This is a genomic window from Halomicrobium sp. IBSBa, assembly GCF_017612575.1.
Taxonomy (GTDB): Archaea; Halobacteriota; Halobacteria; order Halobacteriales; family Haloarculaceae; genus Halomicrobium.
Map to the genome: position 1 here is coordinate 819,936 of NZ_JADPQC010000001.1, position 21,913 is coordinate 841,848.

Annotated in this window: 21 protein-coding genes and 1 tRNA gene; 8 read left to right on the forward strand and 14 right to left on the reverse strand. The window is 69.0% G+C overall.

Annotation, left to right across the window (positions count from 1 at the left end; translation table 11 throughout):
• Nucleotides 1–76: 76 nt before the first annotated feature.
• The 4 genes from truD to pth2 all read right to left on the reverse strand — a co-directional run bounded on the left by truD (nt 77) and on the right by pth2 (nt 3,423).
• On the reverse strand, nt 77–1,423 hold the full coding sequence (gene truD, locus IL252_RS04285) for a tRNA pseudouridine(13) synthase TruD (RefSeq protein ID WP_208626915.1): 1,347 nt from the start codon (nt 1,421–1,423) through the stop codon (nt 77–79).
• Between the two features lie 122 nt (nt 1,424–1,545).
• The gene (psmB, locus tag IL252_RS04290) at nt 1,546–2,259 is read right to left on the reverse strand and encodes an archaeal proteasome endopeptidase complex subunit beta (RefSeq protein ID WP_153554226.1); all 714 of its coding nucleotides are present in this window, start codon (nt 2,257–2,259) and stop codon (nt 1,546–1,548) included.
• Nucleotides 2,252–2,995, reverse strand: coding sequence for an archaeal proteasome endopeptidase complex subunit alpha (gene psmA / locus IL252_RS04295; protein WP_153554227.1), 744 nt, complete (start codon nt 2,993–2,995; stop codon nt 2,252–2,254). The genes psmB and psmA overlap by 8 nt, the downstream gene beginning before the upstream one ends.
• 89 nt (nt 2,996–3,084) lie before the next feature.
• Nucleotides 3,085–3,423, reverse strand: coding sequence for a peptidyl-tRNA hydrolase Pth2 (gene pth2, locus IL252_RS04300; protein WP_153554228.1), 339 nt, complete (start codon nt 3,421–3,423; stop codon nt 3,085–3,087).
• Between the two features lie 147 nt (nt 3,424–3,570).
• Between pth2 and dcd the strand changes: the two genes are divergently transcribed.
• The 3 genes from dcd to IL252_RS04315 all read left to right on the forward strand — a co-directional run bounded on the left by dcd (nt 3,571) and on the right by IL252_RS04315 (nt 5,786).
• Nucleotides 3,571–4,161: a dCTP deaminase gene (dcd, locus tag IL252_RS04305; protein ID WP_208626917.1), complete on the forward strand. Its 591-nt coding sequence runs from the start codon at nt 3,571–3,573 to the stop codon at nt 4,159–4,161.
• A gap of 96 nt (nt 4,162–4,257) precedes the next feature.
• Entirely contained in the window at nt 4,258–5,154 is an 897-nt protein-coding gene (locus IL252_RS04310; RefSeq protein ID WP_208626919.1) for a thiamine-phosphate synthase family protein, read from the forward strand.
• Nucleotides 5,154–5,786 (forward strand): methyltransferase domain-containing protein, encoded by a 633-nt coding sequence (locus tag IL252_RS04315; RefSeq protein WP_208626921.1) that lies wholly within the window; start codon nt 5,154–5,156, stop codon nt 5,784–5,786. Before IL252_RS04310 ends, IL252_RS04315 begins: the two co-directional genes overlap by 1 nt.
• Nucleotides 5,787–5,808: 22 nt before the next feature.
• Here the strand turns inward: IL252_RS04315 and IL252_RS04320 are convergent, their stop codons facing one another.
• Nucleotides 5,809–6,573 (reverse strand): DUF6775 family putative metallopeptidase, encoded by a 765-nt coding sequence (locus IL252_RS04320; RefSeq protein WP_208626922.1) that lies wholly within the window; start codon nt 6,571–6,573, stop codon nt 5,809–5,811.
• 92 nt (nt 6,574–6,665) lie between these two features.
• Between IL252_RS04320 and IL252_RS04325 the strand changes: the two genes are divergently transcribed.
• Nucleotides 6,666–7,352: a class I SAM-dependent methyltransferase gene (locus IL252_RS04325; protein ID WP_208626924.1), complete on the forward strand. Its 687-nt coding sequence runs from the start codon at nt 6,666–6,668 to the stop codon at nt 7,350–7,352.
• A gap of 340 nt (nt 7,353–7,692) precedes the next feature.
• Here IL252_RS04325 and IL252_RS04330 read toward each other — a convergent pair whose 3' ends face one another.
• Nucleotides 7,693–9,225, reverse strand: a complete 1,533-nt coding sequence (locus IL252_RS04330; RefSeq protein WP_208627374.1) for a (R)-citramalate synthase — start codon at nt 9,223–9,225, stop codon at nt 7,693–7,695.
• Between the two features lie 168 nt (nt 9,226–9,393).
• Nucleotides 9,394–9,774, reverse strand: a complete 381-nt coding sequence (locus IL252_RS04335; protein WP_208626926.1) for a DUF192 domain-containing protein — start codon at nt 9,772–9,774, stop codon at nt 9,394–9,396.
• 78 nt (nt 9,775–9,852) lie between these two features.
• Between IL252_RS04335 and IL252_RS04340 the strand changes: the two genes are divergently transcribed.
• The 3 genes from IL252_RS04340 (at nt 9,853) to IL252_RS04350 (ending at nt 13,327) form a co-directional block, all read left to right on the forward strand.
• On the forward strand, nt 9,853–10,419 hold the full coding sequence (locus IL252_RS04340) for a hypothetical protein (protein WP_208626928.1): 567 nt from the start codon (nt 9,853–9,855) through the stop codon (nt 10,417–10,419).
• A 419-nt stretch (nt 10,420–10,838) separates the two neighbouring features.
• A complete protein-coding gene (locus tag IL252_RS04345; protein ID WP_208626930.1) occupies nt 10,839–11,390 on the forward strand; it encodes a GMP synthase subunit A in 552 nt (183 codons plus the stop codon).
• A gap of 77 nt (nt 11,391–11,467) precedes the next feature.
• Nucleotides 11,468–13,327: a DUF2070 family protein gene (locus tag IL252_RS04350; RefSeq protein ID WP_208626932.1), complete on the forward strand. Its 1,860-nt coding sequence runs from the start codon at nt 11,468–11,470 to the stop codon at nt 13,325–13,327.
• A 320-nt stretch (nt 13,328–13,647) separates the two neighbouring features.
• Here the strand turns inward: IL252_RS04350 and IL252_RS04355 are convergent.
• Nucleotides 13,648–13,733 (reverse strand) — tRNA-Ser (locus IL252_RS04355).
• Nucleotides 13,734–13,857: 124 nt separating this feature from the next.
• On the opposite strand from IL252_RS04355, the gene IL252_RS04360 reads away from it, so the two are divergent.
• Nucleotides 13,858–14,814: a MoxR family ATPase gene (locus IL252_RS04360; RefSeq protein WP_208626933.1), complete on the forward strand. Its 957-nt coding sequence runs from the start codon at nt 13,858–13,860 to the stop codon at nt 14,812–14,814.
• A gap of 2 nt (nt 14,815–14,816) precedes the next feature.
• Here IL252_RS04360 and IL252_RS04365 read toward each other — a convergent pair whose 3' ends face one another.
• From IL252_RS04365 to IL252_RS04390, 6 genes are all read right to left on the reverse strand, one after another.
• Nucleotides 14,817–15,332 carry a hypothetical protein gene (locus IL252_RS04365; protein ID WP_208626935.1) on the reverse strand — a complete coding sequence of 172 codons (516 nt, stop codon included), beginning with the start codon at nt 15,330–15,332 and terminating at the stop codon, nt 14,817–14,819.
• Entirely contained in the window at nt 15,329–16,684 is a 1,356-nt protein-coding gene (locus tag IL252_RS04370; RefSeq protein ID WP_208626937.1) for a DUF58 domain-containing protein, read from the reverse strand. Before IL252_RS04370 ends, IL252_RS04365 begins: the two co-directional genes overlap by 4 nt.
• Nucleotides 16,684–17,259, reverse strand: a complete 576-nt coding sequence (locus IL252_RS04375) for a hypothetical protein (protein WP_208626939.1) — start codon at nt 17,257–17,259, stop codon at nt 16,684–16,686. Before IL252_RS04375 ends, IL252_RS04370 begins: the two co-directional genes overlap by 1 nt.
• A complete protein-coding gene (locus tag IL252_RS04380; RefSeq protein WP_208626941.1) occupies nt 17,256–18,197 on the reverse strand; it encodes a DUF4129 domain-containing protein in 942 nt (313 codons plus the stop codon). Before IL252_RS04380 ends, IL252_RS04375 begins: the two co-directional genes overlap by 4 nt.
• A 134-nt stretch (nt 18,198–18,331) precedes the next feature.
• Nucleotides 18,332–19,921, reverse strand: coding sequence for a hydantoinase B/oxoprolinase family protein (locus tag IL252_RS04385; RefSeq protein ID WP_208626943.1), 1,590 nt, complete (start codon nt 19,919–19,921; stop codon nt 18,332–18,334).
• Nucleotides 19,918–21,903 carry a hydantoinase/oxoprolinase family protein gene (locus IL252_RS04390; protein WP_208626945.1) on the reverse strand — a complete coding sequence of 662 codons (1,986 nt, stop codon included), beginning with the start codon at nt 21,901–21,903 and terminating at the stop codon, nt 19,918–19,920. Before IL252_RS04390 ends, IL252_RS04385 begins: the two co-directional genes overlap by 4 nt.
• Nucleotides 21,904–21,913: the final 10 nt, after the last annotated feature.

Sequence of the window (21,913 nt, forward strand, 5' to 3'; positions counted from 1 at the left end):
CAGGCGTCTCGGGGATACGAACGCAAAAGCGAGGCGGTTCGACCGGGCGACCGAGCGGCGGGCGGTTCCGGTCCCGTTACAACTGGGCTGGATCGCGTTTCAGGTACTCACGGAGCAGGACCGTCGCGTAGCTGCCTTTCGGCAGCGAGAACGCGAATCGGATCGCGTCCTCCTCGCGTCGCTGGACATCGATCTGGCTCCGGACCTGAACCGCGCGCCGGGTTCCCGACGAGTCGAACTCGCCCGGAAGCGCGAAGTCGGTCGGTTCGAGGCCGGCGTCGGCGAGCACCGCGCGTTCGATCTCGCCCGGCTCGCCCTCTGCTAGCTCCGTCTCGGTCCCGAGCAGCGGTGCGGTGACGAACGCTCGGCCCCGCTCGCAGTGTCGCTCGACGGTGTCGACGCGCTCGGCAGTGACCCGCTGTGTGCGGTCGGTGTCCGGCAGCGGGAGGTCGGCGGGCGCGTCGCCGTCGGCGAAACAGACCACGTCGCCAGCGACGGGGCGGTCGAACGGGAGCCCGCGGTCGAGGCGTTCCGAGAGGATGCGGTTGAACAGGTATGACTGGGCGGCGTTGACGAAGAGCGTCTGGAGGTTCGTCGGCAGCGTCTCCAGCGCGCTCCGGAACGCCGCTGGGGAGGCGTCGTCGGCGTCGGCCAGACTGTGACAGAGCGCCCGCTCGTACCCCAGTGCTCGCGGGAACCGCTCCAGTGCCCCCTCCCAGTCGTGGGTCTCTTGGACGTAGGCCCGTGCCGCCTGTGTCGTCTCGGGCTCGCGCTCGTTGGGGTTCCCGAGGTAGGCCATCACCGCGCCCTCCCAGTCGTTCCGGACGATCGCCAGCCCGACCTCGTGGGTGATCGGGCGCTTGCTGCCGAAGCGTTGCTGGCCGAAGTAGTTCGGCACCGCGACCGTCGGCTCGTCGCCGTCGGCGCTGCCGGCGAACTCGCGCAGTTGCTCGGTGATCGCGTCGACACCTTCCGGGCGGTCCACGTCCCGGACGGTGATCTCGAAGGCGTTGCCGGCGAGGTCACCGAAGAGGACCGGTCGTCCCGCCCGCCCGACGACGTCGATCTCCGCGCCGTCGATCTCGGGCACGTCGGCCGCGTCCGTGTCTGCGATCGAGAACAGCTGGGTCGTCACGGCACGCTTGTCTTTTGTCCCCGCCCACGAGACGCGCTCCCGAGAGATGCCGAGACGATCCGACAGCGCCGACGCGAAGTCGTTGGTGTCCCAGTTGTGTAGCGTCGCGCGCACGACGAGGTGGGCGTACGCGCCGCTGTCGGCGTCGGCGGGTTCGGCCTCGAACGCCTCCAGTTCCCGGACCGCGAAGTCCTCGGGCGAGGCACGGAGTCGGCCACCGATGCCGTCGCCGTCGCTGACGTAGTAGCGCATTCCGACGGCCTGCTCGATCGGCTGGGCTGGGCGCATGGTCTTGCTGGCTCTCGCCGCGGCGCGCACATAGGGCTAGCGGTGCCACTCCGTAGCGGTGCCACTTCGGGGAACCGACGACTGCCCGACGAACAGCGATAAGAGAGAACGAAACGGAGCGGCTACCGCGCGCCTTCGAAGTCGTCGTAGCCGGTGATGTCGACGCCGTCGCCGGTGACCGTGGCGACGTAGACGCCGTTGCCCGAGCCGGTGTCGCGCTCGGTCGCCGCGTACACGGCCTCGACGGCCAGTTCCTCTGCCTCCTCCATCGAGAGGTCGTCGTGGTAGCGGTCTTCGAGCTTCCCGTGGGCGACCTGCATCCCGCTGCCGGTGACGGTGTAGTCGTCTTCCATGACGCCGCCTGCTGGGTCGATGCTGTAGACGTGGCTGCCCTCCTCGTCGACGCCCCCGAGGATGGGGTTGATCGCGAAGAAGGGACCACCGCGGGCGAAGTTGCCCGCCAGCGTCGCCAGCGCGGAGATGCTCATCGGCTCGCCGCGGCGGACCTCGTAGAGGTCGGACTCAGAGCGCAGCGTCCGGATGAACGACTGCGCGCCGCCGACGCTGCCCACGAGGGTGAGCGCGGCCGACGGGTGGATCTGCTCGACCTTCTGGACGGACTTGTTCGAGACGAAGCGACCGCCCAGCGAGGCTCGCATGTCCGTCGCGATGACGACGCCCTCGTCGGTCGTGATGCCGATGGTCGTCGTGCCGGTCTTCGCGACGGCGTCGCCGTCGCCAGCGTCGGCGTCCATGTCGTCGAACGATGCGAGTTCCGGTTCGTACGGGTTCGCGTCGAGGTTCTTCATACCAGGGAGGTCGGGGAACTTACTCATCGTCATCACCTTCGAGTTCCAGCTCGGTAACTCGTTCGGCGATCTCGTCCTCCGAGAGCGCCGTGAACTGCTCGGACTCGACGTCGATCGTCGCTACGTCGACGCCCGTCGCGTCGAGGCCGTCGTCGCTGACCGATCCCAGCGCTCGCAGCGCCAGCGAGAGCCCGGCTTCGAGGTCCATCTCCTCCTCGTACTCCTCTTCGAGGAACGTTTGGATCTCGTCGCGGTCGCCGCCGATCGCGACGGCCTGCCACTCGTAGGGAGTCCCCGACGGGTCGGTCTCGAAGAGGCGCGGTTCGCCGTCCTCGATACCGCCGACCAGCAGCGCGACGCCGAACGGGCGTGCCCCGCCGGTCTGGGTGTACTGCTGGATGTAGTCGGTGACTTCCTTGGTGAGCGATTCGACGCCGATCTCCTCGCCGTAGCGCAGGTGGTTGACCTGAGCCTGTCGACGCGCCAGGTCGATCAGCTGGCGGGCGTCGGCGACGTGGCCCGCGCTGGCGATGCCGACGTGGTCGTCGGCCTTGTGGATCTTCTCGATGCTGTCACGTTCCAGCAGCGGGGAACGGGCGTGTCGGTCGGCGGCCAGCACGACGCCGTCTGCCGTGCGGACCCCGACACTCGCCGTGCCGCGTTTGACTGCTTCGCGTGCGTACTCGACCTGGTAGAGGCGTCCGTCCGGGGAGAAGATAGTGATCCCTCGGTCGTACGCCTGCTGTTGATTTTGTCCTTGCATTGGTTTCGTTCACCTTGGGTAAGGGGCTGCCAGCCATAACCCTTGTGTCACAGACGGCTATTGCCGACAGCAGTGTCGCTTGCTTGGGGTTAGTACAGGGAGAGGTCACCCGTGACTGCGTCGATCCGGTCGTCGGCCGCCGGCCCGACGGCCAGCGCCGTGACGGTGCCCGGATCGAGTTGCGTGTGACCGGCGTCCCTGACGATCGCATTCGGCAGGCCCTTCCGCTCGGCGTCGTCGGCCAGGCGGAACAGCGCATCCTCGCCCGCGGCCGCGAGGACGACCTTCTTCTGACCCTGCCCTTTCCACTCGGACGTGGCCTGTCGATCGGCGTCCTCGTAGGCCATGAGCGAGGCGTGGGCGACCTGGGCCGCCAGCTTGCCTTCACCCATCCCGATGTCGGAGCGGGCGACGATGGCCTGCTTCATGCCATTGGGGTGGACCCGGGCAGGTATATGTCTGGTCCCCGCTACGCTTTTCGCCGCCATCTCCACGGGAAACTACCCCACGCGAGCCGAGAGAGCCCCGCGAGCGCGGAACGGAACGTTTTCACGACCGCGCTCGCGAGTACGCGTATGATCCTCTCGGATACGGACATCCTGCGACGGCTCGAAGCCGGCGATCTGGTGATCGAGCCACTCGACGACATCGACCTGCAGGTCCAGCCCGCCAGCGTCGACCTCCGACTGGGTCGGGAGTTCCTGGAGTTTCAGCACGCCAACATCCCCTGCATCCACCCAAACAGCGAGCAAGAGACCGAGGAGTACACCGACCGCGTCACGGTCGAGGACGACGACGAGTACATCCTCCACCCCGGCGACTTCGTGCTGGGGACGACCCACGAGCGCGTCGAGATCCCGGCCGACCTGATCGCCCACGTCGAGGGGCGCTCCTCGCTGGGACGGCTGGCGATCGTCGTCCACGCGACTGCCGGTCTGTGCGATCCGGGCTACGAGGGCCAGATCACCCTCGAACTGTCGAACCTCGGGACCGCGCCCGTCGCGCTGTCGCCCGGCATGCGGATCTCGCAGCTGACCTTCACCGAGCTGAAGACGCCCGCAGACCGCCCTTACGGCGAGGAACGCGGCTCGAAGTATCAGGGCCAGACCGGACCGCAGGCCTCGAAGATCGAGAAGGATCACGAGTTCGGAGGCGACCAGAAATGACGGCCGTGGCTGTCAGCGGCCTGTCGGCGAGAACTCGGTGCGAGTTCGGAGGCGACCAGAAATGACGGGCGTGTCCACGAACGGAGGGCGAGCGCCGTGAGGTTCGTCGAGGAGATCGTCGTCGACGAGTTCCTGCCGACCTTCAGGTCGCTGCTCGCGGAGGCGTTGCGCGAGCGTGACCTCACCCAGTCGGAGGTGGCCGAACTGCTGGGGATCAGCCAGAGCGCCGTCTCGAAGTACGCCCACGGAGAGGTCGAGCGCAACGAGCGGCTGCTGGAGAACGGCCGGCTGGCGGCGCTAATCGAAGAACTGGCCGACGGGCTGGCCAGCGGCGAGATGACGCCCGTCCAGGCGTTGATCGAGACGGAAGTGGTCGTCCGCGAACTCGAACAGGGGGGCACACTGGCGGCGCTGCACGAGGACGCCGTGCCGGAACTCGCCGAGTACGGCGGCGACTTCGCGGTCCACGACCCCGACAGCAATCTCCGGGAGGCAGAACAGACCCGCTCGTCGGTTCGGCGTGGGCTGCGCCTCCTGGAGAACACCAGTGGCTTCGCCACGCTCATTCCGGCGGTCGGCTCCAACCTCGTCGAGGCTCTCAGCGACGCGACGGGCATCGAAGACGTGGCCGGCGTCCCCGGCCGGATCCTCGACGTGAAGGGGCGGGCGACCATCCCGGCCGAGCCGGAGTTCGGCGTCAGCGAACACGTCGCGGGCGTGTTGCTCGCGGCACGGGCCGGCGGCGCAGACGCGAACGCGATGGTGAACATCCGCTACGACGACGACGTCGTCGACGACCTCGAAGCCGCGGGGTACACGACGGTCGTATTCGACGCCGAGGCCGACACCGAGACCGCGATCGCGGCCGCACTCGACGAGTGTCCAGACGCCGACGTGCTCTACCAGACCGGCGGCATGGGGATCGAGCCGATCAGCTACGTGATCGGACCCGACGCCAGCGCCGTCGCGGAGATCGTCCGCGAGATCGCGTAATGGGCGACGTGCGCGCGTTCTACGGTCGGTGGGCGACCACCTACGACCTGCTGGCGACACTGCCCGGCGTCCGGTCGTGGCGGCGCGCGGCCGCAGCAGAACTCTCGCTGTCGAGGGGGGCGACCGTCGTCGAGATGGGCTGTGGCACCGGCGCGAACCTCCCACACCTGCGGTCGGCGGTCGGTTCCGAGGGGCGTGTCCTCGGACTGGACGTGACCAGAAAAATGCTCAGTCGCGCACGCGGGCGCGGCGACGCCGACTTGCTCTGGGGGGACGCGACCCGACCGCCGCTCTCGGGATCGATCGAGGGACTGTTGGGCTGTTTCGTCGTCGGTATGTTCGCCGATCCGCGATCGGTCGTCGACGAGTGGTGTACCCTTGTCGAACCCGGCCACCGGGTCGCACTGTTGCACTTTAGCCGGAGCCAGCGCGCGTGGGCGCGTCCGATCGACGCCTGCTACCGAGCGTTCGTCTGGGCGTCCTCGACGGACAAGCGACAGACGGACGTGGCCGACAGTCACGAGCGCCGCGTCGAGGACGCCTATCGACGGCTGGCCGACCGGACGGCAGACTACCGCGAGCGACGGCTGGCGGGGGGCTACCTCCGACTAGCGAGTGGCCGCGTCGAGTGATCCCGACGGCGCTGGCGGTCAGTCAGGGACGGTACCGTTCGGCGTGGGCCGGACAGAAGTCGGTGCCCCGAAGCTGTGCGGCGACGACGCCGGGCTGGCGGTGGGGGTTGGCCAGCCGGCACCCGTCCTCGTCGCAGAAGTCCTCGCCGGTCTCCAGGTAGTGATACGCCTGGAGGACGTACCCCTTCAGCGCCTCGGCCGTCCGCTGGTCGTCCTCGACGAGGAACTCGCCCTCGACTTCGCTCTCGAGGACCTCTCGGGGCGGGGAGTCTCCCGAGACCATCGCGTGTTTCTGTTTTTCCTTGTAGTACTGTTCTGGCTTGGCCGGGGCCTCGTACAGCCCCGGAACCGACACGAGCGCGGGCTGGCCGAGGACGTTGACGCGCTTGTGCCACCGGCCGTCGTGGTCGCCCCACGTGCCGAGCACGCGATCGAGCACTGGAACGTGGAGGTGATCGAGCCCGCGCTCGTCGGCGGGCAGTCGCTCTCCGAGTAGCTTCTGGACCTGGAAGCCGTCGTAGATGACGCCGCCGGCCCGCTCGGGGTGGTCCAGCGCCCGCTGCTCGTAGCGAACGATCCCCAGCATCGTGTTGCCCGTCTCGCGTTCGTACGGCGAGAGCACCCGCGCGGAGGCGAACGCTTCGGCCAGCTCCTCGTCGGCGTACAGATCGAGGAACCGATCCCGAACGTCGACGCTCGCCTCGATCCGCTCGGCCAGCCAGTCGGCGATGGCGTCCACGTCGGCGACCGTCGTCGGTGCTCGGTACAGTGTGACTCGTTCGACCATGTATTAGCCAGTGGTACGACCGAGTGAAACAGTTGCGGTCTGAGTGAGTTGAGGTGGATAAACTTATACATTGATGTACAGATGCGTAGATTATGGCCGACGAGACGTTCGAAGTCGAGCGCGCGTTTCTGTTCATCGGCCGGACCTTCGAGGAGTACCTGGCACTGTTCGGACTGGACCGGACGGACCTCACGGGACCGATCCTCGACTGTCCAGGTGGACCGTCCTCGTTCACGGCAGTCGCCTCGGCACTCGACGTGGACGTTCGAGCCGTCGACCCGATGTACGAGCAGTCCCTCGGCGCGCTCGAACGAGAGTGTCGAGCATCGATCGAGCGCAACGTCGACCAGTTACACGACAAACAGGACCTGTTCGTCTGGGACTACTACGACGACGTGGCGACGCGCGGACGCTACCTTCGAGCGGCCGCAGAGCGATTTCTCACGGACTACGCACAGCATCCAGACCGGTACGTCGCCGCAGGGCTTCCCGACCTCCCATTCGCCGACGACACCTTCGAGTTGACGCTCTCTGGTAATCTGCTGTTCGTCTACGACGACCGCCTCGACCGGGCGTTCCACGAGGCCGCGCTGCGCGAACTCTTGCGAGTCACCGACGGCGAAGTCCGCGTCTTTCCGCTGGCCTCGCTGGATCGAACTCGCTCGGACTACGTCGAGGAGGCCGTGGGGACGCTGCGGGCGGAGGGCGTCTCGGCGACGTTCGAACCGGTCGACTACGAGTTCCAGCCCGGCGCGACCGAGGTGCTCCGGCTGACGTGACAGCGGATGGTTTCACCTCGGTGCTTTACGACGTAGGGCCTGTCTCGGATACGTTCGCTCTCGATACACCAGGAGATAGGACGAGGGCCGACGAGCATCCCTCTCGCTGACGGCGAACACGTCGTTTCCCCAGAGAGGTCAGACACGAGTGCTGTCTCGCGCTCATTCGCGAGGCGAATGATGAAGCATTCGCGCGAACGAGCGGTTCGAAGAACCCGGTAGTTCGCGCGATTCACCCGCGAGCGCGCCTTCGGCGCGCTCGCGGCCTTTTTCGCCCACGTTTTTGCGCAAGCGGTGGCGAGCGAAGCGAGCCACCCGCAGCGGAAAAAGGTGGTAGGTCCTAGTCGTCGGCGACGACCGGCTCGTCCTCGTCGGCGATGAGGCGGTCGATGGCGTCGACCATCGCGTGGACGGAGGCCCGGGTGATGTCCGAGTCGCTGTTCGAGACCGTCACCGTCCGGTCGCCCCGAGACATCTCGACCTCGACGGTGACGACGGCGTCGGTGTTGCCGGTGATGGCGTCGACGTGGTAGGAGTCGAGATTCCAGTCGACGGAGTGCCCCAGCGCCCCCTCGATAGCGCCCATCGCGGCGTCGACCGGGCCGGAGCCGGTCGAACTCGCGGGCTCGCGTTCCTCGCCGTCGACGGCGAGTCGGACGCTGGCCGTGGGGGTGCCGCCACCGGCGATGGTCGTCAGGTCCAGCAGTTCGACGCGGCGCTCGCGGTCGGTGCCCTTGACCTCCTCGGCGATGGTCAGCAGGTCGGCGTCGGTGACCCGTCGGCCGCGGTCGCCGATCTCCTTGACTCGCTGGACGATCGTCGCGAGTTCGTCGTCGCTCACGTCGATGTCGTGCTCGTCGAGCGCGGCGGCGACGCCCGCGCGCCCGGCGTGTTTGCCCAGCGCGAGGCGGCGCTCGCGGCCCACCTTCTCGGGCCGGTAGGGCTCGTACATCGCGTCGTCTTTCAGCGTCCCGTCGGTGTGGATGCCCGACTCGTGGGTGAAGGCATTCTGGCCGACGACGGCCTTGTTCGGGGCCAGCTGGATCCCCGTCGTGTTAGCGATCAGCTGTGCGAGGTCGTACACCTCGGTCAGGTGCATCGTCTCGACGCCGTAGCCGTGATCGAGTGCGATGGCGACCTCCTCCAGGGCGACGTTGCCGGCTCGCTCGCCGATGCCGTTGATGGTCCCGTGGACCATGTCCGCACCGGCGGCGATCGAGACCAGCGCGTTCATCACCGCGAGCCCGAGGTCGTCGTGGGTGTGCGTGCTGACCGGCCCCAGCTCCGAGAGCCGGGAGACGGCTTCGAGCGCGCCGTCCGGCGTCGCGTGGCCGACGGTGTCGGCCCAGCAGATCCGGTCCGCACCGGCGTCGATGGCGGCACCGAGCAGTTCCTCGAGGTAGTCCAGATCCGCACGCGAGCCGTCCTCGCCGATGACCTCAACCCACAGCCCCTGCGCTTTGGCGTACTCGACCAGCTCGACGGTCGAGTCGACGTTGTCGGCCCGGGAGGTGCCGACCTTGTCCTCGATGTGGCGGTCGCTGGCGGGGACGACGAGGTTGATCCCGTCGACGCCACACTCCAGCGCGAGGTCGATGTCGTCGCGAATGCCACGGCAGAAGCTCGTCACCGTCGCGTCGAGGTCGAGATCGGCGACGCGGGAGATGGTCTTTCGCTCGCCCGGCCCGGTACAGGCGCTGCCCGCCTCGATTACGTCGATCTCGGCCGCGTCGAGCTGGCGGGCGATCCGTGCCTTCTCGTCGGGCGAGAGCGAGATACCGGGGGCCTGCTCCCCGTCTCGAAGCGTGGTATCAAGGAACTGTACGCCGTCAGCATCAGAGAGGTCCCGCGTCAGCGGGTGACCCCCGAACAATGTCGTCTCTGTCACGGTTGTGTCCTGCGAGTTATCGTCGCTGGCGAATTTCGCGCCCAGCCGCCGTGAGGCGACTTCCTCTATCCTCGTTGTCGGAATCCGACATAGTACTCGAAGGTCAAGCGGCCACCGCTGATTAATCTGTTGGGATCGGTTCGCACGGTCGGATCACGACTCGATCAGGACGCGGTCGCCGGGCTCGACGCCGTCGGCCGCGCCGGCCGGTAGCTCGACGACGGTGTCCGCGCGGGCCATCCCCAGTCCGGTCCAGGGCGAGAGGGTCTTCACCTGTGCGACGGTCTCGTCCCGGAGCCAGACCACGTCGATGGGGAACCGGACGAACAGCATGTGGATCGACTGGTAGCCATAGTCGCCGAGCAGTGCCGAGAGCGGCCAGGGCGGCCCGTGGAGCCGGAAGACCAGCGCGTAGTCGTCCGGGATCGAGGCCCGAAACATCAGTCCCTTCGCCTGTTCGACGGTCGACTCGGCCACCTCGACGGTGTCGGCGAGCGTCCGCCGTTCGTCTCCATCGTCGTGGACGACGCGCATGGCCGTTGGTGGACGCCGCGGGGCAAAACCCTTGCTGGCCCGAGACAGATTCAAGCGTCTCGATTCGTCAGTGGGGGTATGGAGAAAGCACCCGGCGGGACGAGCGTCGGCGTCGACGACCCCTACGCACACGTCGACCGCTGTGACTGGATCACGGACGACGGGAAGTGCCGGTGGGCAGTCGAACACGGCCACCACGACCCCGAGTTCGCCGACGCCCGCAGTGCCGAGGAGTTCCGGTGTCCCGTCGTCGCCGGGGGAGACGACCACGACCCCAGCGTCTCCGCGACGGAAGCGGCCGCGGGCCGCTGGGAGTGGCGAGACTGCCCGCACTTCCGGCGGCGAGAGCGCGACCGGGCGTGTACCCGCTGCGGGCTCGAAGAGCGACGGATGGCCCACACCGACGAGGGGCCGCTGCTGGAAGAACACCACCTGTCCTATCGCGAGGGCAGCGACGACGACCTGAACCACGAGATCACGATCTACCTCTGTCGGTGGTGTCACGCGAAAGTCCACCAGTCGTGGGCGCGGATCGACGACGACGCGAACCCGGACGCGGAGGCCATCGCCGAGCGGGAGGGCCGGCGCACCCGCGAACAGTCCGAACTCGGGTTCGAGTCGGCCGCCGACCGGTACGAGGAGTAGTGGTCTGAGAGACCGCACTGATCGCGTCACGCGACGGGACTCGCCACAGTTGTCCTCCGAGCTACCCCACATCGTTCACGAAGACACCGAAAGCCCTCGGCACGCTCGGGCGGTCTGTGACGGATATCCTCGCTACGCTCGGATAGTGCCGCCGCAGACCGCCCGACCGCGCCTCGCCCTTTCATCCGCCAGGCCCGTAGATAGATCGGCAAGCGACCTCCTGGCGGATGAAAGGGCGAGCGGGGTTCGAGCCTCCCGGACGATGCAAGCACGCGAACGGAGTGAGCGCGCACAGCGAGTCCCGGAGGCTCGAACGCAGCGAGGGCTTTCGGTCCCTCGCTCCCGGTGATTGTCCCTCTCGTCACGTCTCGAACTCAGTTCCAAGAAATATATACGGACAGACGGCCTCCGTTCGCGTAATGACTCAGATCGCCGTCATCGACAACCACGGCCAGTTCACGCACCTCGAACAGCGTGCGCTGCGTGACATCGGCGTCGACGCGGAACTCGTCGACAACGACACGCCGCCCGGCGAGATCGAGGCCGACGGTCTCGTCCTCTCTGGTGGCCCCGACATGGATCGCATCGGCAACTGCCCGGCGTACCTCGACATGGACGTGCCGATCCTGGGAATCTGTCTGGGGATGCAACTGATGGCCGACCAGCTCGGTGGCCGCGTCGGTGGCGGCGAGTACGGCGGCTACGCCGACGTGACAGTCCAGATCGACGACGACGAAGACCCGCTGATCGGATCGCTGGCCCCGGAGACGCGCGTCTGGGCGAGCCACGCCGACGAGGTCAAGGAAGTGCCCGACGGGTTCGAACGCACCGCACAGTCCGACGTGTGCGACGTCGAGGCCATGAGCAACGGCACCGATCGCTTCGGTGTCCAGTGGCACCCCGAAGTCGCCCACACCGAAGAAGGAGAGGAAGTCTTCGAGAACTTCCTCGCCGTCTGTAACGGGGAGTAGCTCGTCAGAGCCATCGGCCCCACCGCGGGAGGACGCAGACGAGTACATTTAACCGGATCGATAGGGAGAACTACAGTATGACAGCGACGCAAGGAAACCTCGCGGGGCTCTCGCGCTTTATCTTCCGGGCACCGCGCTGGTACACGAGCGTGACGTTCGCGCTGGTGCTGGCGGCCGTCACTGGCATCGCCGCCTTCGACTCGCGGTTCGTGTTGGACGACGCCTGGCAGGGCGTGTTCTTCGTGGGCATTCCGACCGTCCTCGCGAGTGTCGGCACGGCCTACGTCGACAACGCTCTGGGCGGGCAGCTGACGCCCAACCGCGCGTCGCTGCTGGCGCTGTTTTGCGAGCTGATCGTCATCGCCTTCGTCGTCGGTGCCGGCGTCGTCTCGGTGCTGACGGCCTTCGACCAGGAGTTCGTCCTCGATTCGCTGCTGGTGAGTCTCGCCGCGATCTTCGCCCTCCGTCTGCTGGTCGTGATCGCCGTCTCCCGGCGCTCGCTCCCACTCGCGGCGATCGCCGCGAGTATCCAGCCGGCGGCGGCAGCCGCGCTGCTCGCGGTGTATACGGGTGCGACTTCGGCGCTGCTCGACGATCCGACGCTCCGACGATTCCTCTCGCGGCCGGATCACGCACCACCGGAGCTACAGTTCCTCCAGCCGGTCGATTTCGGGCTACTCGCGGTCATGTGCGTGCTGTACGCCGGTGCGGTGTGGCTCTTCCTCGTCCTGCTGGATCGCCCGTGGCGCTCCAGTCTGGGCGTCTCGGTGCTGGATTTCATCCAGGGCTTCATCGGGCACATCGCCGAGGGAAGCCGCGAACTGGAGGACTTCTTCGAAGAACTCGGCGAGGAGGCGCTCGTCCCGGTGACGGTGCTGTCGGTTCGCCGCCCGGGCGGCGAAGAGAAGGCCCGCTTCGTCCTCCCGATGATCCATCCGGGTCCGATGGGCGAGATCGGCGGCGGGAACCTCCCCAAACGGGTCGCTACCGAGGCCGACGGGCTCGCCTTCCCGCCCCACGCCACCGCGGGCCACGACTTCAACCTCGTCACCGAACGCGAGGTCGACGCGATCCTCGCGGCGGCGCGGTCGGCCTATCGGGACCTCGAATACACCGACCAGGCGACGGCGAGCCAGCGAGTCGAGGAGGGTGACGCGTCGCTGCTGGGCCAGGCGGTCGGCGACGACGCCGTGATCGTCTCGACGTTCGCGCCGGGGTTCGCCGACGACGTGGAGTACGCCGTCGGCCTCTCGGCGGCGGCCGAAGCGCGAGCGGGCTCGCTGGACGAGATCCTGCTGGTCGACGCCCACAACAGCAACGACGGTCTGGAAGGCGAGGACCTGGGCCACGTCGTCCCCGGCAGCGAACGCTCGTTCGACATGATCGACGGAGCCGGGAAAGTCGGCGCGGAGCTGGCCGCCGCCGAGCAGGGCCGGCTCCGTTGTGGCGTCGCCTGGGACGAGACGCCCTGGGAACCCCAGGAGGGGATCGGGCCGCTCGGGATCCGCGTCGCCGTCTTCGAGGTCGCAGGGACCAGAACCGCCTACGTCCTGATCGACGGCAACAACATGGAGCCGGGGCTGCGGGGCGACATCCTCGCCGAACTCGACGGCGTCGACGACGCAGAGGTGATGACGACCGACACCCACATCGTCAACACCGTCGAGGCGGAGAATCAGGTCGGCAGCTCGATTCCCGACGACGAGCTGATCGCGCTGATCGCCGAGTTGACCGAGCGGGCGATCGACGACCTCGAACCCGTCGAGGCCGGGATGGCCAGCGAGAAGGCGACCGTCACGGTCTTTGGCAACGACCGGACCGAGACGCTGGCCTCGACGGCCAACGCCGTCGTCTCGCTGGGCGGCGCGCTCGCAGTGACGTTCATCCTCACCGTCTTCACGGTCAGTATCGGGATCTTCCTCGTGACCGGCGGATAGGGACCACTCTCGCGATGTCGTATGCGGAAGAAACGCTGAGAAGTGAAGCTTCTCGTGCTCTCTCTCGTTTCACTCGATAGAACGCCGAGGAGGAGATTTGAACCGGAGGAAGACGTTCCTGCTCATACTGCCGGCTGTAACTTCGTGAAGATCTTCGCCACTCCGGGGTGGCTAAATCATTCATAGACTTACAGCCGGTAGTATCACTTCGTTGCGCGGGCTGCGACTTCCGGGGTTCAAATCTCCGCGTGTGGCGTTTCCTGCTCACAGGTCGATCGACACGCACAGCAGTCGCTCGAAGGCTGGTATTCGCAGGAAAACGCCGAGGAGGAGATTTGAACTCCTGTGTCCTGAACGGACAGTTGCTCTCGAAGCAACCGCCTTGGCCGGGCTAGGCTACCTCGGCTCACTTCATCGTAGCGCGATGTGCTCTTTATCGGTTTCGGTTCGGGCCGGGAGTGACAACCGTTGGACAGCGCCACCCCCGATTCCTCCGACAGTAATATTGTGTGTGGCTGACAGTGGAAATTATGGACGTACCAGAAGCCAGCGACGTGAGTTCACGGGTGTTAGACGAGATGGGATCGGCAGTGATCGGCGAGCGATCGTTCTTCGAGACCGTGTTACTGGGCGTCGTCGGCCGCGGCCACGTCCTCCTGGAGGACGTGCCGGGGACGGGGAAGACGCTGACGGCCCAGACGATGGCCCAGACGCTGGGACTCAGCTTCTCCCGGATCCAGTTCACTCCCGACCTGCTGCCGGCAGACATCACCGGGACACACGTGTTCAACGAGCGCGAGCGGAGCTTCGAGTTCAACGAAGGGCCGATCTTCGCCAACGTCGTGCTGGCCGACGAGATCAACCGCGCGCCGCCCAAGACTCAGTCGGCGCTGCTGGAGGCCATGGAAGAGGGGCAGGTCACCGTCGACGGCGACACCTACGACCTGCCGCAGCCCTTCTTCGTCATCGCGACCCAGAACCCGGTCGAGATGGAGGGGACCTTCGAGCTGCCCGAGGCGCAGGTCGATCGCTTCCTCGCGAAGACGTCGATCGGGTACCCCGACGAGGACGGCGAGTTCGAGTTGCTCCAGCGTCGGGCCGGCCGCGTCGAGCAGAGCCCCTCCGTCGAGACGGTGCTGTCGCCCGAGGAAGTCGACGAACTGCGAGCGCTACCGGAGTCGATCACCGTCGAAGACGACGTGTTGCGCTACGTCTCGAACGTCGCCCGGGCGACCCGAGAGCACCGCCACGTGGACGTGGGTGTCTCGCCCCGTGGCACCCAGCGGCTCTTCGAGGCGGTCCGTGCTCGGGCGCTGATCCGCGGTCGGGAGTTCGTGACGCCCGACGACGTGAAGGCCGTCGCACAGCCGGTGCTGGCCCATCGGGTCGTGCTGACGCCGGAGGCCCGCGTCGAGAACGTCGCCGAGGCGGCCGTCGTCGAGAGCGTGCTGGACGACGTGCCCGTGCCGACCGTGGCTCGCCAGTAGCGTCACCGATCGAGGGCGTAGGTAAACAGCAGCGCCGCACCGAGCGACAGGGCGATCGCGGTCGTGGGCTGGCCGGTGCTCGCGGCGTCGTAGACGACGTAGCCGACGACCGCGACCACGGAGCCGACGGCGACCGTCACACCCACGTGTGCGAGCTGGGCTCGCGTCGAGACCGCCGCGTGTCCGAGTTGCCGACCGAGGCCGATGCCGTGCTCACCCGCGTCCCACGCGACGACCGCTGCCCCCGCAGCGACCAGCATCGGGACCGGGTCGGTCCCTGCGACGCCGGCCAGCAGGACGGCCCCGAACAGCCCCGCAGAGCCGATCCGGTGGGGCAGTCGCGACCCCCGGCGTACGCCGAACGAGACCACGACGAGTCCGCACGGACCGACGGCACCGGCGAGTGGCGTCGTCGCGCTGACCAGCACGGTCACGAGCCCGGCGGCGACGGCGACCGCGACCGAGGCCGTGCCCGGCCGGGTGTCGAGCGAGTCGGCGTCGGTGGCGCGGGTGCTCATCGCGACCCCCCGTCCCAGCGGGCGAGCGCATGCGGGAACGGTTCCATCCCGTCCCAGTCGACGACCGGAATGTCGCGCTGGCGGAGGTCCGCGAGGCGCAGCGACCGCCTGACTCCGGCCAGTCGGTGCCCGGCGGAGTCGTCGGCCGTCGGGTCCGGCGAGACTACCGTCGTCCGGTGGCCGTTGGCGTCGAGTCGGATCGCAGCGCCGGCCACGTGGTCGTCGGTCAGCGGCGTGAACACGACGATCTGGGCGTCCGTCGGCGCGCGACGCCTGATTCGCTGGACCGCGGCGTAGAGGTTGGTCTCCGCGTCGGGCCCAGACGGCGAGAGCGCCGGCTCCGTCGAGAGGAACTCGCGTGCTCGAACGCGGTGTTCGTCCCCGTTACCCGGCGAGAGCCAGCAGTCCGTCGGCGACAGCGCCGTCAGCCCCACGTCGTGGCCCGCGTCGGTCAGCGAGACGTAGGCGTGGCCCGCCGCGTCGACGGCCGCGTCGAGCGCCGTCCGGGCCTGTGGCGCTGGGGCGGCGTACGCCGCCTGTCGAGCGTCGACGACCAGCACGACCGAGACGCTGCGTTCGACCCGGTACTGGACGGTCGTGAGGTCCCCGGTTCGGGCGGTGCGGTTCCAGTCGACCCGGTTCAGCGGGTCGCCCGGACGGTACTCGCGAGTCGCGTAGAACTCCACGCCGGGCCCGCCAGTGTCTGCCGGGAATCGGCCCGTGTGACGGGTGGTCTGTGATCGCAGCGGAAAGGCGACGCTCTGGCTCGGCAGCGACGCCTCGCAGCCGACGGTGTCTGGCGCGTCGACCGTGCCGCGTCGCTCCGTGGCCCCGGACGCGTCCCGAGCGAGGACCGTCGTCGGCTCGAACTCGTGGCGGCCTCGCCGAGCCCGCAGCGAGTAGGAGAACGTCGTCTCCTGGCCCGGTCGGAGCGCGGTCGCGACGCGGGGAGACCCCTCGACGACGGTCATCTTCGGCGGGACGCCGTCGACGAGCCGCAGGTCCGGCATCGTCCGGTCGCTCTCGTTGCGCACCGTCACGGTCACCGCGACGGTGTCGTCGGTGTCGGGAGCGTCGTCGCTGATCGCGCGCTCGACGCTCACCTCGACCGGCGGCGGCGAGGTGAACTGCCCGTAGCCCGCGAAGGCGATCCCGAAGGCACTGGTCAGCAGGAGGCCGGGCTCGCGGGTCAGGACGCCTACTCCGAGCGCCAGGAGCGCGAAGACGGTGACGCCGTACCACCGCCTCGTCCGGCGGTCGACGACTCTCCCCGGCTCGATCTCGAACGCGGCCGCTTCGTCGGTCACGTCGGCAGCGCGGGTGGCCGCGGCCGGAATCGAGCTGAACGACATCAGGCCTCACCACCGGCCTCGACGATGCGGTCGAGCTCCGCGGCCACGCGGCCGGCGCGTCGCGGGAACGGCCCCGACCCCCAGAACGTGCCGGTGACGGACTCGCGGAACGACGAACCGGCACCGCTGGCGGACGCGAAGAACTCGGCGGCCAACTCGTCGTCGGTCCAGGTGCCCTCGTCGAGGCGGCGGCGCGCTTCCGTCTCGGAGAGCCCGCGGTACTGTGTCAGCACCGACAGCGCCGCGTCTTCGAGGTCGCTCCGGACCGCGAGCGCCCGCTGGTCCCCACCGGAGACGCCGAACGAGGGAGCCTGCGAGAGCAAGGCGTCGAACTCGTCGCCCGGCACGGCGGCCGGCCGGCCACGCTCCGGTTCGGGCAGCGAGCCGGCGTCTGAGTCCCGCCCGAACCACTTGTAGGCGCGGGACAGCCCCGCGAGGACCGCGAAGCCGGCGAGTACGGTCGGGAGCAGCGACGGCAGCGAAGCGACGGCGACGGCGTCGGGAGCGAACGCGAGCACGAGCCCGACGACGGCGGCACCCGTCGCGACTGCCAACAGGAGCCTGCGGCGGTTCATCGGTCGCCCTCCGATCGGAGCCGATCCAGCGCGGACCGTGCGCTCGTCTCGCGCTCGCTGGTCGGCGGGCGCTGGCCGTACCGGACCTCGCGGAAGCGGTCGGTCAGGGTCGCTACGGCGTCTCGATCGAAGCCCGCTGCCCGCGCGCGGGCGGCGATCTCTGCGGGCGTCTGGGTCCGGCGGTCGGCGTCCTCGACCTCGCTTTCCAGCTCTCGCCAGGCCCGATAGACCACGTTGGTCGCCTCGGCGTCGGCGTCTTCGAACCGGCCGCTCGCGCGTGAGGCCGCGACGGTGTCCGGCTCGCGGGACGGGTCGGGAGCGTCGGCGACCGATCCTGTCGACCCATCGGCGTCTGGCGTCAGCCGCGACGCGAGCACGACGAGACCGGCGACGAGGACGACCGCACCGATCACGAGCGCGACCAGCGGGAGCGCGTCGGTCGCCGTGTCGGCGGCGACGGCGCTGGCGGAGCCACCACCTTCGAGGTGCTCGGGCGATCCGGAGGTCGAGCGGTCGGTTCTGGGCTCGCCCCAGGAGAGCGTGAACACCTGAGAACCGAACAGCACGAGCCAGGCGACACCGGCGGGGACGATGGTGGTGACGGCGTGTTTGAGCAGTTCGGGCACCGCGCTGGCACCCTCTCGCCACAGTCGGTACCCGACCCACGCCAGGTACGCGACGGTACCACCGACGAGCAGGAGTTGCAACACGGGGCTAACCCAGTTGCCGAACGGAGACGAGGCGTTCGGAGCGACCGTATCGGCCATCGCCTCGGCGGTGTAGCCGGTACCGTCCGAGGAACCCGCTCCCTCCCCCTCACCCTCGCCGGTTCCGACCGCCGTGGCCGTCTCGGGGCTGTCGAGCCCCGCTGCGGCGGCCGAAATCGCGAGGACCCCCAGCACGACGACGAGCACCGGTCCGATGCGGTCGACAGTCATCGACCCCACGTTCGAGGGGGCTGTATGTAAAATTACAGTGTCGAGATCGCCGACCGAAAGCGGACGGTCACAAACTGCTCGCGGCGGTGTGCCACGGAGAGGCGGTCCCGAGAGACAGCCGAGGGGGACACGCGTCAGGCGTCGTCGGGCTCGCCGTAGCCGCCACCGCCCGGCGTCTCGACTCTGACGGTGGTGCCGGCCTCGACCGCGCGGGTGAGCTTCGAGGCAACGGCCTCGCCGTCGACGAAGTTCTCGCCGACGGTCCCGTCTGTGCCCCCGGCTCGGCCCGCTGGCGGCGTCTGGCGGCGATCGGTTAGCAGCGAGACGGTGGCGTCGGTCTCGACGACGATCTCCCGGACGAGTCCGTCACCGCCGCGATGGCGGCCGGGACCGCCCGTGTCCGAGCGCAGCGAGTACTCGGCAACCCGCAGCGGGTACGCCGCCTCCAGCGCCTCGACCGGCGTGTTTCGCGTGTTCGTCATCCCCACCTGGACGCCGGAGGCACCGTCCCGGTTCGGCGTCGCGCCCGCGCCGCCGCCGATGGTCTCGTAGTAGGTGAACTCCGGTCCCCCGACGACGAGATTGTTCATCGTCCCCTGGCTCTCGGCCGGGACGCGGTCGGGTGCGGCCGCCGCGAGCGCGTCGAAGACGACCTCGGTGACCCGCTGGCTCGTCTCGACGTTGCCGCCGACGACCGCCGCGGGCGGCGTGGGGTTCAGCAGCGATCCCTCGGGTGCCGCGACCGTGACGGGGTCGTAACAGCCCTGGTTCGGCGGGATCTCCGGGTCTGTAATACATCGTATGACGTAGTAGACGGCACTCTCGGCGACTGCGAGTGGCGCGTTCACGTTGCCCGCGACCTGCGGGGCAGTCCCTTCGAAGTCGACCGTCACCGCGCCGTCCTCGACGGTCACGGTAACCTCGATCGGCACCGCCGTGTCAGTCACGCCGTCGCCCTCGATCGTCCCCGAGGCCTCGTAGGTGCCCGGTTCGAGGGCCGACAGCTCGCGCTCCATCCGCGCTCGCGAGTAGTCGACGACGGCGTCGAAGGCTGCGAGCAGCCCCTCGCCGTGGTCGTCGAGCAACTCTCCGATCCGGCGGGCACCGCGCTCGTTGGCGGCCAGTTGGGCCTGCACGTCGGCCCGGCGCTGGGCCGGGTTGCGGACGTTCGCCAGCACCAGCTCTAACACGTCGGAGACCACCGTCCCGTCGGCGACGATCCGGACCGGCGGCACGCGCAGCCCCTCCTGCTGGATCTCGCGTGCCCCGGCGGGCATGCTGCCGGGAGCCATCCCGCCCACGTCGGCGTGATGTGCCCGCGAGACGGCGTACGCGACGATCTCGTCGTCTCCGGTGGGCCGGTCGCCGGACCGGGACCGACCACCACCTGCACCCGCACCGATCGGCGAGACGAAGGTCACGTCCGGGAGGTGGGTGCCACCGGCGAAGGGGTCGTTGAGCGCGAACACGTCGCCGGGCCGTGGGTCCCGGTCCCGGATCGCGTCGACGGCACGGGGCATCGCCCCGAGGTGGACCGGGATGTGTTCGGCCTGCGCGACCAGCCGCCCGTCGGCGTCGAACAGCGCGGTCGAGCAGTCCCGGCGCTCGGTGATGTTGGGCGAGTAGGCACCCCGGATCAGCACCTCGCCCATCTCCTCGGCGACGCTCTCCAGCTGGTTCCGGAGGATTTCGAGCTCGACCGCGTCGACGGCGTCGTCGGTCACGCCGACCCCTCCAGACGGATCGTCCCCTCGTCGTCGACGACGAGCGTCCACCCCGGCGGGCAGACGACAGTGCTCTCGCCGCCCTCGACGATCGCGGGGCCGTCGATCGGCCGCTCGGGCACCAGTGCCGGCCAGTCGTAGATCGGCGTCTCACGACGCCCGTCGTCGAAGACCGCCTCGCGAGTCCCGACCTGGGGCTCGCCGCTGCCTTCGAAGGATCGCTCCGGAGCCGTCCCCTCGATCGTCGCCGTGACGCGGCAGTTGACCAGCTCGACGGGCTCGTCGTCGAGCCGGTAGTCCCGCGCTCGCTCGTGGGCCGCGTGGAATCGCTCTCGCAGATCGGCAGGGCGGAACGGCTCGCTCACGTCGACGGTGAGTTCGTGGCTCTGGCCGACGTAGCGGAGGTCCGCTTGCCGGCGATACGTCGCCGCGCCGGGGTCGCTCACGTCCGCACGGACGCGGTCGCGGAGGTCCTCGTAGAGGTCCTCGATCGTCGCCCGCGTCGCGTCGCCGAGCGTCGTCCGGTGGGTCCTGACCGCGTCGTGGTGCTCGGCCGCCGCCAGCAGCCCGAACGCCGAGAGGACGCCGCTGGCTCGCGGGACCACCACCCGATCGACGCCGAGGCGATCGGCCAGCGGGGCGGCGTGCATCGGCCCGGCACCGCCGAAGGCGGCCAGCGCGAACCGCCGAGGATCGTGCCCGCGCTCGGTCGTCACGCCGCGGATCGCTCGCGTCATCGTCGCGTTGGCGACCCGGAAGACTCCCCGCGCCGCGTCGACCGGGCCGTCGAGATCCGCCGCCGTCGCGAGGTCGTCCAGCGCGGCCACCGCGGCGTCGGCGTCGAGACCGAGGTCGGCACCGAGCGTCGTGTCGGGGCCGAGATACCCCAGCACGAGCGCGGCGTCGGTCACCGTCGGTTCGGTCCCGCCCCGACCGTAGCAGGCCGGACCGGGGTCGGCACCGGCCGACGCCGGGCCGACGCGGAGCGCACCCCCGGCGTCGACGCTGGCGATCGATCCCCCGCCCGCGCCCACGGTCTCGACGTCGACCATCGGAATCCGGATCGGGTGACCGCCGACGGCCGCCTCCGTCGTCCGCTCGACCGAGCCGTCCCGGACCAGCGACACGTCGCTGGAGGTCCCGCCCATGTCGAACGTGATCACGCCGTCGGCGTCGTCGGGCTCGAAGGCGGCGGCACCGACGACGCCGGCAGCGGGACCGGACATGACGGTCGTCACCGCTCGCTCGCGGACCGTGGCCGGATCGGCGATGCCGCCGTTTGCCTGCATGACCCGTGGTGCCGGGAGTCCACGGTCGGTCGCCCGGTCGGCCAGCCGGTCGAGGTAGTCGTCGACGACCGGCGTGAGCACGGCGTCGGCGACTGTCGTGGCCGTGCGTTCGTACTCGCGGAACTCGGACAGCACCTCGTGGCTGGCCGAGACGGGCACGTCGAGTTCGGACCGGAGGATCGCCGCCGCACGCCGCTCGTTCTCCGGGTGAGCGTACGCGTGGAGGAAGGCGACCGCGACCGCGTCGGCGTCGATCTCTGTGGCCAGCGCCCGTACCTCGTCGGGATCGACCGACCGCTCGATGCCGTCGGTCGTCGCACGCTCGTCGAGTTCGTACCGTCGCGCCGCGGGGACGAGCGGCGTCGGTCCGCGCGCGTCCAGATCGTAGAGACTGGGACGGTCCTGCCGGCCGATCGCGAGCACGTCGGCGAAGCCCTCGGTCGTGACCAGTGCCGTCGTCGCGCCCGACCGTTCGAGCATGGCGTTGACCGCGACGGTCGTGGCGTGGCGAAAGCGGTCGACGGCGGTCGCCCCGACACCGGCCCGGTCGCAGGCGCGTTCGACGCCGTCGAGCACGCCCTCGCTCTGGTCTGCCGTCGTGGGTACTTTCGCCGTCGTCAGCCGTCCGTCGGCGACGACCACCACGTCCGTGAAGGTGCCGCCGACGTCGACCCCCAGCAGCGTCTCGTCCATACCGGTCGCT

Bases quoted from the DNA above. Each gene is read 5' to 3' on its own strand.
- truD (WP_208626915.1), bottom strand. From the start codon at position 1,423: ATGCGCCCAGCCCAGCCGATCGAGCAGGCCGTCGGAATGCGCTACTAC.
- psmB (WP_153554226.1), bottom strand. From the start codon at position 2,259: ATGAGTAAGTTCCCCGACCTCCCTGGTATGAAGAACCTCGACGCGAAC.
- psmA (WP_153554227.1), bottom strand. From the start codon at position 2,995: ATGCAAGGACAAAATCAACAGCAGGCGTACGACCGAGGGATCACTATC.
- pth2 (WP_153554228.1), bottom strand. From the start codon at position 3,423: ATGAAGCAGGCCATCGTCGCCCGCTCCGACATCGGGATGGGTGAAGGC.
- dcd (WP_208626917.1), top strand. From the start codon at position 3,571: ATGATCCTCTCGGATACGGACATCCTGCGACGGCTCGAAGCCGGCGAT.
- IL252_RS04315 (WP_208626921.1), top strand. From the start codon at position 5,154: ATGGGCGACGTGCGCGCGTTCTACGGTCGGTGGGCGACCACCTACGAC.
- IL252_RS04320 (WP_208626922.1), bottom strand. From the start codon at position 6,573: ATGGTCGAACGAGTCACACTGTACCGAGCACCGACGACGGTCGCCGAC.
- IL252_RS04325 (WP_208626924.1), top strand. From the start codon at position 6,666: ATGGCCGACGAGACGTTCGAAGTCGAGCGCGCGTTTCTGTTCATCGGC.
- IL252_RS04335 (WP_208626926.1), bottom strand. From the start codon at position 9,774: ATGCGCGTCGTCCACGACGATGGAGACGAACGGCGGACGCTCGCCGAC.
- IL252_RS04340 (WP_208626928.1), top strand. From the start codon at position 9,853: ATGGAGAAAGCACCCGGCGGGACGAGCGTCGGCGTCGACGACCCCTAC.
- IL252_RS04345 (WP_208626930.1), top strand. From the start codon at position 10,839: ATGACTCAGATCGCCGTCATCGACAACCACGGCCAGTTCACGCACCTC.
- IL252_RS04350 (WP_208626932.1), top strand. From the start codon at position 11,468: ATGACAGCGACGCAAGGAAACCTCGCGGGGCTCTCGCGCTTTATCTTC.
- IL252_RS04360 (WP_208626933.1), top strand. From the start codon at position 13,858: ATGGACGTACCAGAAGCCAGCGACGTGAGTTCACGGGTGTTAGACGAG.
- IL252_RS04365 (WP_208626935.1), bottom strand. From the start codon at position 15,332: ATGAGCACCCGCGCCACCGACGCCGACTCGCTCGACACCCGGCCGGGC.
- IL252_RS04370 (WP_208626937.1), bottom strand. From the start codon at position 16,684: ATGTCGTTCAGCTCGATTCCGGCCGCGGCCACCCGCGCTGCCGACGTG.
- IL252_RS04375 (WP_208626939.1), bottom strand. From the start codon at position 17,259: ATGAACCGCCGCAGGCTCCTGTTGGCAGTCGCGACGGGTGCCGCCGTC.
- IL252_RS04380 (WP_208626941.1), bottom strand. From the start codon at position 18,197: ATGACTGTCGACCGCATCGGACCGGTGCTCGTCGTCGTGCTGGGGGTC.
- IL252_RS04390 (WP_208626945.1), bottom strand. From the start codon at position 21,903: ATGGACGAGACGCTGCTGGGGGTCGACGTCGGCGGCACCTTCACGGAC.